The sequence below is a fragment of the uncultured Senegalimassilia sp. genome, assembly GCF_934632265.1.
In the GTDB taxonomy this organism is placed as follows: Bacteria; Actinomycetota; Coriobacteriia; order Coriobacteriales; family Eggerthellaceae; genus Senegalimassilia.
Genome location: NZ_CAKTYH010000036.1, coordinates 1 through 16,076, shown reverse-complemented (window position 1 = coordinate 16,076; position 16,076 = coordinate 1). Strand labels below are relative to the sequence as shown.

At 63.9% G+C, this 16,076-nt stretch carries 10 protein-coding genes; 5 read left to right on the top strand and 5 right to left on the bottom strand.

Features of this window, described 5'->3' with window-relative positions; all coding sequences use genetic code 11:
- Positions 1 to 383 precede the first annotated feature (383 nt).
- Positions 384 to 2,552 carry an acyltransferase family protein gene (locus tag Q0H50_RS04125; protein WP_294419655.1) on the bottom strand — a complete coding sequence of 723 codons (2,169 nt, stop codon included), beginning with the start codon at positions 2,550 to 2,552 and terminating at the stop codon, positions 384 to 386.
- 187 nt (positions 2,553 to 2,739) lie between these two features.
- Between Q0H50_RS04125 and coaE the strand changes: the two genes are divergently transcribed.
- Both coaE and uvrB read left to right on the top strand, forming a co-directional pair.
- The gene (gene coaE, locus Q0H50_RS04120) at positions 2,740 to 3,348 is read left to right on the top strand and encodes a dephospho-CoA kinase (RefSeq protein WP_258795715.1); all 609 of its coding nucleotides are present in this window, start codon (positions 2,740 to 2,742) and stop codon (positions 3,346 to 3,348) included.
- A 241-nt stretch (positions 3,349 to 3,589) separates the two neighbouring features.
- On the top strand, positions 3,590 to 5,713 hold the full coding sequence (gene uvrB, locus Q0H50_RS04115) for an excinuclease ABC subunit UvrB (protein WP_294419657.1): 2,124 nt from the start codon (positions 3,590 to 3,592) through the stop codon (positions 5,711 to 5,713).
- A 226-nt stretch (positions 5,714 to 5,939) separates the two neighbouring features.
- On the opposite strand, the gene larE is transcribed toward uvrB, so the two are convergent.
- Both larE and Q0H50_RS04105 read right to left on the bottom strand, forming a co-directional pair.
- Positions 5,940 to 6,779, bottom strand: a complete 840-nt coding sequence (gene larE, locus Q0H50_RS04110) for an ATP-dependent sacrificial sulfur transferase LarE (RefSeq protein ID WP_294419654.1) — start codon at positions 6,777 to 6,779, stop codon at positions 5,940 to 5,942.
- 89 nt (positions 6,780 to 6,868) lie between these two features.
- Positions 6,869 to 7,636 (bottom strand): glycoside hydrolase family 25 protein, encoded by a 768-nt coding sequence (locus Q0H50_RS04105; RefSeq protein WP_294419651.1) that lies wholly within the window; start codon positions 7,634 to 7,636, stop codon positions 6,869 to 6,871.
- 620 nt (positions 7,637 to 8,256) lie between these two features.
- Here Q0H50_RS04105 and Q0H50_RS04100 point away from each other — a divergent pair.
- Positions 8,257 to 8,673, top strand: coding sequence for an Rrf2 family transcriptional regulator (locus tag Q0H50_RS04100; protein WP_118350343.1), 417 nt, complete (start codon positions 8,257 to 8,259; stop codon positions 8,671 to 8,673).
- 105 nt (positions 8,674 to 8,778) lie between these two features.
- On the opposite strand, the gene Q0H50_RS04095 is transcribed toward Q0H50_RS04100, so the two are convergent.
- On the bottom strand, positions 8,779 to 10,290 hold the full coding sequence (locus Q0H50_RS04095) for a MoxR family ATPase (RefSeq protein ID WP_294419648.1): 1,512 nt from the start codon (positions 10,288 to 10,290) through the stop codon (positions 8,779 to 8,781).
- Positions 10,291 to 10,317: 27 nt separating this feature from the next.
- The gene (locus Q0H50_RS04090) at positions 10,318 to 11,859 is read right to left on the bottom strand and encodes a VWA-like domain-containing protein (RefSeq protein WP_294419646.1); all 1,542 of its coding nucleotides are present in this window, start codon (positions 11,857 to 11,859) and stop codon (positions 10,318 to 10,320) included.
- Positions 11,860 to 11,954: 95 nt separating this feature from the next.
- Here Q0H50_RS04090 and Q0H50_RS04085 point away from each other — a divergent pair, with 95 nt between their 5' ends.
- Together Q0H50_RS04085 and recN are read left to right on the top strand one after the other, a co-directional pair.
- The gene (locus tag Q0H50_RS04085) at positions 11,955 to 13,988 is read left to right on the top strand and encodes a hypothetical protein (RefSeq protein ID WP_294419645.1); all 2,034 of its coding nucleotides are present in this window, start codon (positions 11,955 to 11,957) and stop codon (positions 13,986 to 13,988) included.
- A gap of 175 nt (positions 13,989 to 14,163) precedes the next feature.
- On the top strand, positions 14,164 to 15,840 hold the full coding sequence (gene recN / locus Q0H50_RS04080; RefSeq protein WP_294419643.1) for a DNA repair protein RecN: 1,677 nt from the start codon (positions 14,164 to 14,166) through the stop codon (positions 15,838 to 15,840).
- Positions 15,841 to 16,076: the final 236 nt, after the last annotated feature.

The window sequence follows — 16,076 nt, the reverse complement described above, 5'->3', positions numbered from 1 at the left end:
GCTGCTGAGATGGGCTTCGAGATCCCCGTGGACGAGTCCATCCAGGTTGAGGAGAAGCCGGCCAAGAAGCGCGAGAAGAAGGCCGACAAGCCCGCTGAGGAGCAGGCTGAATAAGCTGACTTAAGCGTTAGGCTTCAAGCAACCGCTTAGCATCCGCAAGGCCCCCGGCATACGCCGGGGGCCTTGTTGCGTCCGGGGCTATCGAGGGGTGTTTGCGTTTCGGTCAATGGGCGAGAAGGCCTGAGAAGGCGTGTTCGGAGGGCGCAGGCATGGATGTATCGGCCTTCGCCCCTCGATAAAATCAGCCCGCAATCGCGATGCGTTGGCTGCAGGCGATTACGGGCTGAGCGGTTCGGCTCGATTGTTTGACGGCTAAGACGCGCCTATTGCTGTGGGTGCTCTCCAAGGCTGTTGGCCATGTTGGTGGCAATGGAGGCTACGGCTGCCTGCTGGGCTGCGATGGACTTCGAGGTTGCAGCCTCAAAGGGTGTTTCCGCGTGCGCAACCTGGTCGCCTTCCTTGTGCTCGGGCAGAAGGCTTCCGATGGCGTCGTGGACCATGTCGATATAGGCCTGCGCGCCTTCCGAGGACAAGTGCGTGCCGTCGCCATCGAACCAGGTGCCGTGCGATGCGCTCAGGTCGTACCAGTTGATCACCTGCACATTGCCGTAGCGCTCAGCGGCGCGATCGAGCGCGGCGTTCGTTTCCGCCATCCAGCTTTGCGGGCTACGGGTGTTCACGAAGAACACGTGCTTCTCGGTGCCCACCACGCCAAGCAGGTCGTCTAATTGCTCATCCGTGACCTGCCCGTTCGTTCCCAGCGCGAACACCACCACATTGCCCACGATGTCCTGTTCGGCATAGGAGCGGTACACTTCCTCGCCGACGGTGAGCTGACGGTTCACGGCGGCATCGATGGCGCCGTAGGGGAACGTTTCGGTGAAGTTGGGGATGGCTCGCACTGATACCGAGTCGCCGATCATGAGCACATCGAGTTTGGGCTTTTCGGCTGTCGTGGCGGCGTCCGACGTGTCCGCCGGCAGACCCGCAACATGCGCCGATTCGTCCTTCAGCAGATCGCCGCTCTCAAGCGCAGAGGTGTCGGGCACGAAGATCAGCCCGCCGATGCAGACGATGGTGAGAACGGAGGCAGCCGCCGTGGGCAGGGCATGGGTGCGAAGCCAGTCGGCAAGCAGGATCTGCCCGCTGCGCACATCGCCCACGAACTTCCCGATGGCGCCATGGCGGATGGGGTCTTCCACGAACTTATAGGAGAACCACGAGATGGCGAAGATGACGGCAAGCTCTACCAGGTACATCCACCACGGGGTGCCGTCGATGTTGCTGCGCGGGTTCATAAGCAGAAGGATGGGGTAGTGCCACAGGTACATGCCGTAGGAGTGCAGGCCGATCCACACGAGCGGTTTTGCGGCGAACACCTTCGCCAACAGGCTAGACGGGTGCACGATAACGGCGATGATGACCATGGTGATCACGGAGGCGAGCAGGATGCCGCCGCGGTACATGAACGCCGACGTGCCATCGATGCCCGCCATCATGGCCACCAAGCCGATGAGCGCGATGCCGCCCACGGCATCGAGCGCCAGCCGCACGTTGCGGTCAAGGTGGATCTCGTTGTCCGCGCCCAGTTGGTTCGACGGCCATACGAAGGCAAGCCATGCGCCGATGAGCAGGCTGAATGCGCGGGTGTCGGTTCCGTAGTACACGCGTGAGGGGTCGACGTCGGGGTTGAACAGGATCGCCATCTCAAGTGCGGATGCCAAGGCGAGCGCGAAGGTGGCGTTGCGCATATGGGTGCGCTTCACGCCGAACTTGTGCGCAAGGATGAGCACCACGGGCCAAACCACGTAGAACTGCTCCTCGATGGCCAGCGACCAGAAATGCGTGACGGGGCTGGGGGCGCCCAGGGCATCGAAGTAGGACACGTCGCGCAGGATGTACCACCAGTTGGTCACCCAGCAAAGCGCCGCCCACATGTCCTCGCGCAGCTTCGTGAGCAGGCTGTGGTCGAACAACGTGCACAGCACGGCGGTGACTATGATGACGAAGGCGATGGCCGGGAACAGGCGTTTCACGCGGCGTAGCCAGAACTGCTGCAGGTCGATGGTGCCCGTGGAATCCCATTCGATGAGCAGCAGGCTGGTGATCAGGTAGCCCGACAACACGAAGAACACGGTGACGCCGAGCAGGCCGCCGGGCATCCATGCCATGCCCATGTGGTAAGCGATAACGCCGAGCACGGCGAGCGCTCGCAGGCCGTCGAGGGCGGGGATGTAGCGCGATTTCTTTCGCTTGGGCTTTTCTACGTTGCCGGATGCGCGCGAGGTTCGCGGCGATGCGCCGTGCGCGCTGCCGTGACGGCCGTCCGTTGCGGCGTTCGATTGACGGGCCGTGCGCGATGTGGCTGCCGGGCCGCTTGCGGCGCGGCCGTGCATGTTGGAACGGTTTTGCGTGTAAGAATCCGATGCGGGGCTTGCGTATGCGCTTCGCGAGCGGTTGCGTGCATGGCTCCCAGCCGGCGTTTCCGGCATGATAGTTCCCTTCTCATCTGCTGCGCTCCCTTAATCCGCAGCACATCGCCCCAGTATACCAGTGCCGCCTACCGTAACCTGTCGGCAAATGATGGCATGTGCCGTGCGTTTCGGCCGTGCGGTGCGTGTATCATGGGTAGAAGATATGCGTGAAGGCAACGCTGCGATGCCGACAAAGGAGGCAGGCATGGGTATGAAGAAGCTGTTCGTCATCGGCGGCATGGGCGCCGGCAAGTCGACGGCCCGCAAGGTTCTGGCCGAGCAGGGCGTCCCGTACATCGACCTCGACAAGGTCGGTCATGATGTGCTGCTGTGGGATACGGTCAAAGCCGACCTGGTTGAGGCGTTCGGCGCCGATATCCTGGGCGCGGATGGCCAGATCGTGCGCTCGAAGGTGGCGGCGAAGGCGTTCGCCACGCCGGCGGAGACGCGTAAGCTCAACCGCATCACCATGCCGCGCATCGAGGAGGCGTTCACCGACCAGCTCGACGAGCTTGAGCGCCAGGGCAACAAGGCCGTGGTCGTGGAGTACTCCGTGTTCAAGAACCGTCAGGTGTCCATGGCCAACGGCGCCGACGTGGTCATCGCCGTGCTGGCCCCGCTCGACGACCGCATCGAGCGCGCCGTTGCAGGCGGTTGGGACGAGCAGGACGTGCGTCGCCGTATCGCCCGCCAAATCAGCGACGCGGACCGCATCGAGCAATCCGACGTGGTGTTCAACAACGACGGCACGCCCGAGCAGCTGCGCGAGCAGGTCGAGCAGTGGTGGCGTGAATACAGCAAAACGCTGGACTAGGACGGCATCGCGCTGATGGGCGCGATCTATTAAAGCGCTGCGGGCCCCTGCGGCTCATCGCATCCGGTTTAGGTCGGGCGCGGTGTGCCAAGCAGGGGCTTTTTGCGTTGCCTGGAGATGAAGAGAAAACGTACACTTGTTCTTTTCGGTGCGGCGTGCTAGACTTCGGGCACTGATTCAAAGGAAGCGCCTGCGAAGGACGTGATTGCATATGAGCAGCCATCTGAAGAACATCGAGGGCATGGCAATGGAGGGCAAGCTGCCCGAAGTGCGTCTTGCGAACACCCCGTTTCGCGTGGTCAGCCCTTATGAGCCTTCAGGCGACCAGCCGCAGGCCATCAAGAAGCTTGCGCAGGGTGTAGAGGATGGACTGCGCTATCAAACGCTTCTGGGCGTTACGGGCTCGGGCAAAACGTTCACCATGGCGAAAACCATCGAGGCGGTGCAGCGTCCCACGCTTGTCATGGCGCCAAATAAGACGCTTGCCGCTCAGCTTGCAAGCGAGCTGAAGGAGTTCTTCCCCGATAACGCCGTGGTGTATTTCGTCAGCTACTACGATTATTATCAGCCCGAGGCGTACGTGCCCTCGTCGGACACGTTCATCGAAAAGGACGCCTCCATCAACGAAGAGGTGGAGAAGCTGCGCCATGCCGCCACCAGCGCGCTCCTTTCCAGGCGCGATGTCATCGTGGTGGCCTCGGTCAGCTGCATCTACGGTATCGGCAGCCCTATGGACTACGCGGGCATGGCCGTGTTCGTGGATAAGCAGAAGGAGATGGATCGCGACCAGATGATCCATGACCTTATCGACATCCAATACGATCGCAACGACTACGAGCTGAAGCGCGGCACGTTTCGCGTACGGGGGGATAACCTGGACGTGTTCCCGCCGTATGCGGATAACCCGGTGCGCGTGGAGTTCTGGGGCGATGAGATAGAGCAGATCTCGGAAATAGACAACGTTACGGGCGAGGTTCTGCAAACCTACGAGGCGCTGCCCATCTGGCCGGCTTCCCATTACGTGACGGCGCGTCCGAAGATGGAGCATGCCATCAAAACCATCCAAGAAGAGCTGCGCGAGCGCTTGCAGCAGTTCAAGGAAGAGGGCAAGCTGCTTGAGGCTCAGCGGTTGGAGATGCGCGTGAACTACGATCTTGAGATGTTGGAAACCATGGGGTTTTGCAGCGGCATCGAGAATTACTCGCGGCATCTTGACGGTCGTCAGCCTGGAGAGCCCCCGTACACGCTCATCGATTATTTCCCGGATGATTTCCTGTGCATCATCGACGAGAGCCATGTTACGGTGCCTCAGATCCGCGGCATGCACGAAGGCGACCGCAGCCGCAAGATCACCTTGACCGAGCATGGGTTCCGGCTGCCCAGCTGTTTGGATAACCGTCCGTTGCGTTTCGACGAGTTCGAGGAGCGCGTGCCGCAGTTCATCTACGTGTCGGCAACGCCCGGCGATTACGAGCTGAAGGTCAGCCAGAAGCAGGTGGAGCAGATCATCCGCCCCACGGGCTTGCTGGACCCCGAGATCATCGTGCGAGGCAGTGCAAGCCAGATCGACGACATCATCGACGAGGCGAAGGAGCGCGCCGACCGCAACGAGCGCGTGCTCATAACCACGCTTACCAAGAAGATGGCAGAGGACTTGACCGATCATCTTCTGGACCGCGGCATACGTGCCCGCTACATGCACAGCGACATCGGCACGCTTGAGCGCGTGGATATTTTGCGCGATCTGCGCTTAGGCAAGTTCGACGTGCTGGTGGGAATCAACCTGCTGCGCGAGGGCTTGGACCTGCCCGAGGTAACGTTGGTGGCCATTCTCGATGCCGACAAGGAGGGCTTCCTGCGAAACCAGCGCAGCCTTATCCAGACCATCGGTCGTGCGGCGCGTAATGCGAACGGCCAGGTGATTATGTATGCCGACAAAACCACCGATTCCATGGACCTTGCCATCACCGAAACGCGTCGTCGTCGCAGCATCCAGATGGCGTACAACGAAGAGCACGGCATCACGCCTCAAACGGTCAAGAAGGCGGTCGTGGACATCATGAGCTACGTGCATGGCGAGATGGGCGATGTGTCGTCTGAGCAAGTGAACATGCAGCTTGCCGAGCTGTCGCGCGAAGAGGTGCTGCGCGTTATCTCCAGCATGGAGGAAGACATGGCGGAGGCGTCGCGCAATATGGACTTCGAGGAGGCGGCGCGCCTGCGAGACGAGGTTGTGCGTCTGCGCGCCGGCGTCGAGGGCGAAAGCGAGGCCGATGTGCTCAAGGATCTGAAGAAGAGTGCGCGCAAGGGTAGCGCATTCGGCAATCGCAAGAACGCGGCGTATGGTGGCGCGCGCAGGTCGTAAGGTCATGCTGTCCGTCGACCGCGGGCTGATGGGCGTGGCGATGGCGGCTTGCTTGCTCAGCATAGGGCGCTGGTGGCAACTCGCTTGCCGCGCATGATGCAGAGCGGGGCAATAGAGAGAGCGGTTGCATGGCATTTGTCGCGGCTACGGCTTGTGCGGTGCAGGAGGTCGCTGCGTTTGCGGGATGTTGGCGCACGGTTCGCGTAATGCCGCTATCGCCGTTGGTTTATTCGGGAACGTTTTGGTTGAGGCTGCCGGTGCGATAGCCGTCGGCGTCAACGGTCACGTAGGCGAAGCCCGCATCGTGTATGCGCTTGGTCAGGTCGGTGGAGATCAGCGCGTCCATAAGCGCTGCTCGCTGGTCGGGCGCCACCTCGATGCGTGCAAGGTCCCCATGGGCTCGGCAGCGTATCTGGGGAAAGCCTGCGTCCATAAGCGCATCCTCGGCATGCTCGACGGATCGAAGCTTTTCGGCGGTGATGGCCTCGTTGTAGGGGATGCGGCTTGCAAGGCACGCGTAAGAGGGCTTGTCCCAGGTTGGAAGGCCAAGCTTGCGAGACAGGGCCCGAACATCGGCCTTCGACAGGCCTGCCGCCAGCAGGGGATTGTCCACTTTCAGCTCGCCAAGCGCCTTAAGCCCGGGGCGGTAATCGCCTAAATCGCTGGTGTTGGTGCCTTCGGCCACATGGGGTATTCCCAGGCGTGTCGCTTGGTCCATGATGCGGGCGAACAGCGCGTTTTTGCACAGATAGCAGCGGTCGGCGGGATTCTCGGCGAAGCCGGGGATGGTCAGGGCGTCAACGTCCTTAACCACATGGCGGATGCCGCGTTCGGCGCAGAAATCGCTTGCTTCGCGGATCTCGCGTGCGGGGATCATCTGCGCTCGGGCGGTGATGGCAACGGCGTTGTGCCCTAGCACGTCGGCGGCAACGCTTAGCAGCAAGGTGGAATCCACGCCGCCCGAAAACGCTACAGCTACCGTTCCCAGTCTCGCCAGGTGTTCTTTCAGCGCTTCGTATTTCTTGGAAAGCTCGGCGGGAAGCGGGGAGGGGGCATCGATGCTCATGAGCGGCCTTTCGCGTTGCGGATGGTTTCGTAACGCACGCTAACACATAAAGCCGGCTTCAGGTTTTGCCGAACGCGGAGATTTCGCGTTTACAGCATATCGGTGAAGCGCAGGTTCATGTCGACAGGGGTGGAGATGCCCGCCACGCTGCCGGTGTTGCTGTACTGCCACATCACGAAGTCGAATTGACCGGAAGGCTGAAGAGCGTTGTACTCGGCGAACCAGACGGGGCGGTCGCCTAGGCTATCAAGGTTCATGCGAGCGATATCCACCTTGTTGCCATATACCATGGAACGATATCCCGCTTGCTCGATGCGCTGACAGAAGGCCAGTGCGGCGGCCGTGAGGGTGTCTCGGTCCACGTTGTTGCCACGTGCGTTCACCGTCGTGTCCTTCTCGTGATCGAAGGTTATGGGAAGGTCGAGTTCGCGGCTGCCGAGCTGGTCCAGAACGAAGTCGGCCTCCTCTTGCGCCTCTTCCACGCTGGTGGCTTGCGAATAAAAATACACGCCGGTTTGCAAGCCGGCGTTGGCTGCCCCGGTAAGGTTTTCGTTTAAACGGGCATCCGCGAACAGGCCGCCTTCGGTGGTGCCGCGGTAGCCCGCTCGCACAAAGGCGAACTGTATCCCGTCGCTTGCGACCTGCTCCCAATCGATGGCGCCTTGCATTTCGGACACGTCGATTCCCGTTTGCGACTTCTCGACCCCGTTCTCGGAGTATGAGAACCTGCAGTTTTGCTGGGAAAGGCCCGAGAAATCGTACGGGCTGACGTAGGGCTGCTTCGTGTTGGCCGAGCGGGAGGTTTCTTCTTGCGATGAGCCGTTGAACAGCGCTGATGTCGCGTTGCATGCCGACACGCCGACGACTACGAGCGCAAGTGCAAGCGCAAGGATGACGAACGGCTTGCGGGTGTTGGCGCTGTGGCGCGGGCGCTGTTGGGGGCGAGCTGTCCCGGGCCGCGCGGATGCGTTGCGCGTCGACGAAGATGTGCGGGGCTGCGCGTATGCGCTTCGTGCCGATGGTGAGCTTTGAGGCCGTGTGGATGCGTTACGCACTGACGGAGAGGTGCGGGGCCGCGTGGGGCCGTTGCCCGTCGATGGTGAGACTCGGGCCTTCGCGGACGCGTTGCGCGTCGAGGATGAGGTTCGGGCGGGCTGCCCGTTGCGGTTTCTGCTATTCATAGGCGTTATGGTAGCAAACGGTGTTGGGCGCAGGGCTTCCGTCCATGGTTTGAACGCGGGGTTTCCAAATGCCGCTCATAGTGATTTCCCGCCGCTGACGCGCGTTAACGGCGTTAATCCAATTGATACCAACTTACTTCTAATATGCTCGTCTCATTGTTGGTTTTAGCCTGATGTGCACGCTCTTGCAGATGCCTTTGCATGCGATTTTGGGACGATTGCGCATCTGCGCAAGCAAGCGGGTGCTTGCCTCGTTAGGGAAGCGGGGCGCGACAAGGTGAGGATGGGACGCTACGATGATGGTTTCGACAAGGGGGCGCTATGCCCTCAGGCTTATGATCGATATCGCCAAGCAGGGGGAGGCGGGCGCGCTTGTCACTATGAGGCAAGCCGCGCAACGCCAGGGGCTTTCCGTCAAGTATCTGGAGCAGCTCGGCGGCGCTCTTGTGCGTGCCGGGGTGCTGAAGAGCATTCGCGGCGTGAGCGGCGGATATTATCTGGCCCAGCCCGCCGATCAGATTCGCATCGGCGACGTGCTGCGCGCCACAGAAGGTTCCTGCATGCCGGTCGCATGCGTGGACGATGAGGGCAAATGCGACCTTGCGGGCGGCTGCGAGGCGCGTGGTTTCTGGCGGGGGATGGGCAATGCCATCAATGCCTATATCGACCGTATCACGCTTGCCGATGTGCTGGAAGGCAACGTGGAGGCATAGCCGGTCCTGGGGGCACAATGCATCATCGGCAACCAATGCCGGTAAACGCGACGGGCTGCAGCTTGCAAGCTGCAGCCCGTCGCGTTTACCGGCCGTGATTGTGCGCTATTCCTCGTCGAGCGCGGTCTGCTTGATGCGGGCAGCCAGGTCGGCGCCGCGGTCGCCGAACAGAAGGGCGCTGTTGTGCTTGAAGAAGCGCTCGCTTCCGTGGGCGTTGATGAACGCCATGCTGTAGCGGTTCGCGGAAAGGTCGGTGATGAGCAGCAGCATCTCCTGGCCCTCGCCAAACGCCTGCTCGGCGAACGCCAATGCGCGGTCAAGGGCTTGCTCGCCTTGCTCGACGCGGCTCTCAAGCCCGCCGAGCATCTTGGAGAACGCCTCTTTGACCTGGTCGAACGTCAACGAACCGGTTTGCGCTCCCAGGTGCTGCGCCTGCTGGAGCATGTCGATGGCGCGCTCGTAGGAGCGATACTTCTGCTCGGACAAAAGCCCGCTTGCGCGATCGGTGCGCAGCAGACGGCGTACCTCGGCCTCCTGTGCGCGCACCTCCTCGGTGGCATCAACGGTGCCGGCCGCCTCAAGCTTGTCGCGCATGGCGGCAAGGCGCGGGTGAGCGAACTCCACGGCGCCTTCCTCGAGCACCGCTTCGCGCAGCACGCCTGCAAGCGCGTCGGAGAGCAGGCCCACTACCGACACGCGCTCATCGAAGGGCGCGGCCTGGGCGCGATCGACCACTTCGGGGCCGGCCGTGCCCGCAAGCACACGGTCCACCTGGTAGTCGGCGCGGTACTTCGTGAACAGGTCGTAGTATACGGCGAAGCGTTTGGCGATCTGGGGCGCCTGCACGTATTGGCCGATGAGCACCTCGTCGACGGGCAGGTCCTGCGCCTCGTAGAGCCTGATGGCGCTTGACAGGTCGTCCCAGCCGCGGGCTGTGACGAATTCCTTGCCGTCGGGCGTGGTCTCCAGGTGATAGAAGTGGTCCTGCTCGACGTCAAGGTAGGTGATGACCGCCGGGTGCACGCCGTGGCCGAGCGCATAATCGCGCCACGCCTGGAAGTCGGGCTCCACGTCCAAACGCTTCAGGCGGTCCCACGTTGCCAGGTCGAAGTCGCGAGCCGTGCGGTTGTACTCGGGCGGGTTGCCTGCCGTCACCACGATCCAGCCCTCGGGAACCTTGTGGCGGCCGAACACCTTGTACTGCAGGAACTGCAGCATGGCCGGCGTGAGCGTTTCCGACACGCAGTTGATTTCGTCAAGGAACAGGATGCCCTCGCGATGCCCCGTCTGCTCGATGGCGTCGTAGACCGCGGCGATGATCTCGCTCATGGTGTATTCGGACACGTCGTAGGTTTTCCCGCCGTATTCCTTCTGCGCGATGAACGGCAGGCCCAGCGCGCTTTGGCGCGTGTGGTGGGTCATGGAGTAGGAAACGAAACCCACCTCAAGCTCTTGGGCGATCTGCTCGACGATGGCGGTCTTGCCGATGCCGGGCGCACCCAGAAGGAAGATGGGGCGCTGGCGCTGCGGCGGCAGGGCGTAGCCGCCGAACTCGTCTTTGGCGAAATACGCCTGCATGGTGTACTTGATCTGCTGTTTCGCCTGTTGGATATCCATGGCTGCTCCTTGCTCGATGGGGTGGTGCTAGGCCAGATCGGGGGCCTGTTCGGTAAACGTTTCGTCGAGAACGGCCTTCATCGCCCACGGCGGCACCGGCGCGCTCGCGTCGGCGGTCTCGGCGTCGGGGAACACGAAGGCGGTATCGAAGGACGGCTTGTGGGCCGGGTAGGTGCCTTGGCCGTCGGTGAAGTAGAGAAGGCCGCCGAGGTTTTGGAACTCGCCTCGTTCAAGCGCGTCTTCAACGTAGGCGAACACGGGCCGGAAATCGGTGCCGCCCAGGCCTTCGACCTTCACGTTGTCCAGGAAATTGTCCAGCTCGTCCAAGCTATGGATGCAGTCGACGGCTGTGACGGCGGCATCGCATTGCACCAGATGCACGTTCATGCGGGTGAAAAAGCCCGTCTCGTTGGACAGGATGGAATACGTGCGCTCAAGGAAGCGCCTGACCAGCCCGTCTTTGGTGGATGCGGAGGTGTCGATGGCTATGACGAAGTCGCGGATGCGCCGCTCCTCGACGTATTCCAAAGGCTCGATCAGCGGCAGGTTGCCGTAGCGGGAAAGGCCGTAGCAATAGTAGACGTAGTCGAACTCGTCGTCGTTGACGCGCACGTGCTCGCCCATGCGCGCGAACTTGCGCAAAAAGGCGGTGAAGTCCTGTCTGCGGCGCGTGACCGAGCGCAGGTTCATGGAAAGGTTCGACCCTTCCACGCCCCAAAGCTTGATATAGGAGTCAAGCTGCACGCCCATCTCGAGCGCCGCGTTCTTCCACTGGTCGAGCGAGCGATCGAGGTTGACGGTGTCGGCGAAGCGGTTCGCCTGCACGCCGCGGGCCTGTTCCGGCGCCTCCTTCTCGGTGATGTCGTCAAGCGACAGGCCGCGGTGGGCCTTGTGGTTGGGCTTGGCCTTGCGCGCCTCGTCGGGCATGGGCATGTCCGTGCCGTTCTTGCCCGCCTCGCCGGCTGCGGGGGCGGGGGAATCGGAGGCGTTTTCCTGCTTCTCGCCTGTTTGGGTCTGACGGCGCGCGGCCTCCTCGGCCGCCATGCGGTGCCAGGGTTCATGGTCGTCGGCGAAGAAGGGCGCGGCCAGCTGCGCGAGCTCCTGGTCGCTCAACCCCTTGTCGGCGAAGTGGCGGTACAGGGCCTCGGCGGTGAGCTGCGGGCATTCCGCCTGAAGCTGGGCGAGCGCGGCGGTTTGGCGCGCGGCGCGCGGGCTTGCCGTGGCGGGCAGCGCCAGCTGGGTGATGACCGCCTCGACGGCTATGTCGCACGCGGCATCCCAGCGCGCGGCGTCCATGTTCGGGTTGGGGAAGGGGTGCAGAAACACGTCGTGCAGCATGATGTGCAGGTACGTGCGCGCAAGTTCCTCCGGGTTTGATGCGAAGGTGCGCGCCACGTCGGCCGGGCTGTAGCGCAGGTACGTGCCATCGGTGGCGATGGTCTGACCCGGTTGCGCCAGCAGCTTGAGATGGGCGAACGCGGCGTTCATGAAGCGCAAGCTGACCAGCAGCTTATTGCGGGTCAGCTCAAGGGCTTGCTGGGCAAGCCGACCTGAGGCGCTATGTGCCATTGCGGGCCTCCCGTCGCTTGATTTCGTCGCTTCGCGCAGTGTAGCATGGGCGGCAAAGCGGGTAAACACAGGGCCTGGATACGGGAGGTGCTTCGATGGCAGCGGCAGAGGAGATGGTGTTCGCAACGCAGGGCGCGAAAGCGCAGGAGGTGGTGGCGCGCGCGCTTGCGGCGCCGGTGAGCCTTACGGCCGATCAGGTGCGCGAGGTGAGCCCGGGACGCTCCCAGGCGGGCGAGGTGTGGTCGCCGCAGCTGCTGCCGTACCAGTCGTGGGAAGGCGGCGCCGCGCGTGCCGGGCAGGTTGACGGCGATGCCGACGGCGATTTGCTGGCCGCGGGGTCGCTGGGCATGGGCGTCGATGATGACGCCCGCGCGCGCCTGCTCGCCATGGCGGCACGGCAAGAGGGCGTGGGCGGCGCCGCGGCGGTGGACGTGCCCGACGAGCAGGATGCGCCGGCGGTGTCGGTTCAGCGCGAGGAGGCGGGCTATGCCCTGGTCGGCTTCGACCTGCGCGCGCTCGCGCAAGCGGCTGAAGCGCAGTCTGGGCTTGCCGTGGTGCTCCCCTCGTTCGTGGATGGCGTCCCCGTCGTGCGCATCGCGCCCGGAGCCTTTGCGCGGCGTTTGGTGCGCGGTGTGGGCGTCGACGTGCTGGTGGTGCCCGACACGGTGCAGCGCATCGGCGCCGGCGCCTTCTCGGCCTTGCCCGGGCGGCATATCCATTTGGGGGCGGGCGTGCGCGCGGGCGGCGCCCAGGCCTGCGACCTTTCCGGCGTCACGCCGCCGCTCGAGCGCCGCACCTATTCGGTGAGCGGGGAAAACGAGCATTATCAAGCGCAGGATGGCAGCCTGCTTTCCGCGGACGGGAAGATGCTTTTGTTCTGCGCCCCGCCCTATGAGGAGCGCTATGCCCTTCCCGACGGCGTTGAGGTAGTTGGCGAGACGGCGTTCGCGCAGGGTTGCGAGCCGCCGCACGTGGTGTCGGCGCCGGCGTGCTTGCAGCATGTCCGGGCCAAGCAATGGGATGCCGCGCTGTGGATGTGCCCGGCCGGATGCGACGGCGCGCGCCGCCTGCGCCGCCGAGGCGTGCGCGTGTGCGGCCCTGACGCCATCGAGGCGGACGGCTGCTGGTTCGACTGCCGCGATGGCGCGGCCCTGCTGGTGGCGGGTCCGCAGCCCCCGAAGTCCGCATCGAAGCGCTTCGCCAGCGTGGCGGCGCGTGCACGTGCCGCGGCGGCAAGCGACGAGGGCGTTGCCGTGGATGCGAAGCAGGCGGCGGCGCGCGCCGAGGCCAATGATTGCGGCGGGCTTGTGTCGGGCGGCAGGTTGGGCCCGGTCGGCCAGGGGCCGTCGGCGGCGGTGCTTGCCCAGCCCCAGGTCGTCGAAACGCTGGCTTTGCCTGCTCAGGTTCGGGGGGCGGAATTGACGCGCATCGCTCCAAGCGCCCTGCCGTATGCGCCGAAGACCCTGATCATCCCCGCAACGGTTCGCGAAGTGGGGGATGGCAACGCGTGTCGCGGAACGAAGCGCCTGGTGCTTCCCGAGGGCCTCGAGCGCGTGGGTGCGCACAGCTTCTGCTCACGCACGCTCGAAGGCCCCGTGGCCCTGCCGAAGTCGCTTCGGTCGGTGGGCGAGGGCAGCTTCGAGTTCTCCGTGTGCCGGCTGGCGTGGTCGGGCGTTGCGGTGCACGTGCCCGCCGATCAGCTGCTCAGCTGCTTCACCCTTGATGCCGAGCCTGGGTCCGATCCGTTCGACCTACCTCGTTACGACGAGGTGCTCAGGTCGGGAAAGAACGTGCCGGATCGTTTAGGGGCGCTGCTGCATCGCCTTGAGCGCCCCGTGGGGCTGGATTCGCAGATGCAGGCCGCCTTCGCCGACGAGGTGCGCGCTGCAGGGCGCGAGGCGCTCGTGCGCATCGCCCGTGAGGGCAGCCTGGAGATGGTGCGCCAGCTGGCGGACCTGGGGCTTATGGAGGATAAGCGCTTCGACGCGCAGATCGAGCTTTTGCGCCAGGGCAACCGCATGGATTGCGTGGCGTTTCTCATGGAGCGGCGGCATCGCAGCGGCTCGCAGGCCGATGGGGCCGGCGGGCAGGACGCGCCTGCAAGCTTGAGGAGCAAGTTCGCCCTATAGAGGGGACGGGCGTGCAAGGTTTTCGGGGGCATGGGGAGGTTTCCCACCGACTTATGTTGGATGCCCCGAAAAGCCTTTGCGCACGCGTTCGTTGCGCGGTAACGCTGCTATACTGTGATATATAGAACAGCCGTACGTGTTATGGCCTCATGATCCGCACGCAGAAGGAACCGCGATGATCGACGAGATGCAAGTTAAGAACCTGGCGCTGATCAAGCAGGCCTCCCTTGCCCCCGCGCAAGGGCTGACCGTGCTCACGGGCGAGACGGGCGCCGGCAAAACGGCGTTGCTGTCGGCGTTGAAGCTGCTCATGGGTTCCCGCGCCGATAAGGATTCCGTGCGCGACGGTCAGGACGGCCTTGAGGTCAGCGGGCGCTTCTTCGGGCTTTCCCGTGCGTCTTCGGATGGCGATGAGCCATCCGAAGACGATGATGAGCTGGTGACGGTGCGCCGTGTGGGGGCCGATGGGCGCTCGCGCGTCACGCTAGACGGCCGCATGGCAAGCGTACGGGAGCTGGCGGGCGCCGTAGCCCCCTCCATCGACCTGTGCGGTCAGCATGATCAGCAGCAGCTTTTGAAGCCGGCGGCGCACGTGGGCATGCTCGACGCGTGGGCCGGGCAGGACGTTGCCGAGGCGCTTTGCGCGTACCGGGAGGCATTTGCCGAGGCGTCGAGGGTGGCGGCGGAGCTTGCCCGGGTCCGCGATGCCGGTGCAGCCTCGTCGGCGAAGCTCGATGAGGCGCGCTTCGTGCTGCAGCGCATCGATGCCGTGGCCCCGCGCGAGGGCGAATACGAGGAACTCTCGGCTAAGCTTGCCCGCGCCGAGCATGCTGAAACGCTTGCGACGTCGGCGTATCGCGCGCATGAGGCGCTCGGGGGCGATGAGGGCGCCATCGATTTGCTGGGCAGCGCCGTGGCGGCCCTGGACGAGGGTTCCCGTTACGACTCTGAGCTCGGCAAGCTTGCGGAATCCTTGCGCGAGGCGGGGTATGTACTGGAAGATGTGGCGCGTACAGCGCGGGATTATCGCGATGGGGTGGAGTTCGACCCCGAGGAGCTGGAGCGCGGACAAGAGCGCATGGCGGCCTTGCAGGGGCTTATGCGCGCATACGGGCCGCGCATGGCCGATGTGCTTGCGGCGCGCGATGAGGCGGCTGACCTGGTGTCGTTGGTGGACGACGCCGAGGAGCGCGAACGCGCCGCGCAGAGAAAGGTCGATGCCGCCGAACAGGCACTGGCCACTGCGGCGCGAGCCCTCGATGCCGCGCGCGCCGCGGCGGCGCCAAGGTTTTCCCAGGCGGTGTCGGCGCAGATGCAGCGGTTGGAAATGGGAACGGCGCAGCTGGTGTGCGAGCAGCGTGCGCTTCCGCGCGCTTCGTGGACCCGCACCGGCGCATCGGAGGTGGAGTTCATGTTCCAGCCCGGTGCCGGCATGCAGGCCCGCCCGCTTGCCCGCATAGCCTCGGGCGGCGAGGTCAGCCGCGTCATGCTGGCCATAAAGGTGGTGCTCGGGCAGGCCGATAGCGTGGACACGCTGGTGTTCGACGAGGTCGATGCCGGCGTGGGCGGCTCGGTCGCCATCGCGCTGGCCGAGGTTTTGGCCGACCTGGCCCGCAGTCATCAGGTCATCGTGGTGACGCATCTGGCCCAGGTTGCCGTGCGCGGTGATGCGCACTACGCGGTCACCAAGATCGCCGGCGATGATGGGATGCCTCAGACCTGCTTGCGGCAGCTGTCCGCCGATGAGCGTCCCGCCGAGATCGCCCGCATGCTGTCCGGCGATGCTACGGAAGCATCCCTTGCCCACGCGTGGGAGATGCTTGCGGCAGCGAAGGGCGCGCAAGGGGAGTAAGGCGCGGAGCGCTTGCCCTGTGGGGCCTCGACGTATCCGACCGGGGTTTCCGGGCTGCCAAATGAAACCCGCATAGTTTGAAGGCCGCCGGCTGAGCCGGCGGCCTTTTTAGGTTTGCGTGACGGAATCGGGCTTGTGGCGCGTAGGGCGGATAAAAGAAGGCTTATAGGACAAAAAGTGTGTCCAGAACAATTATTCACTCCGTTGCGTACGGGTACCTTGTCGCGTGATGCAAT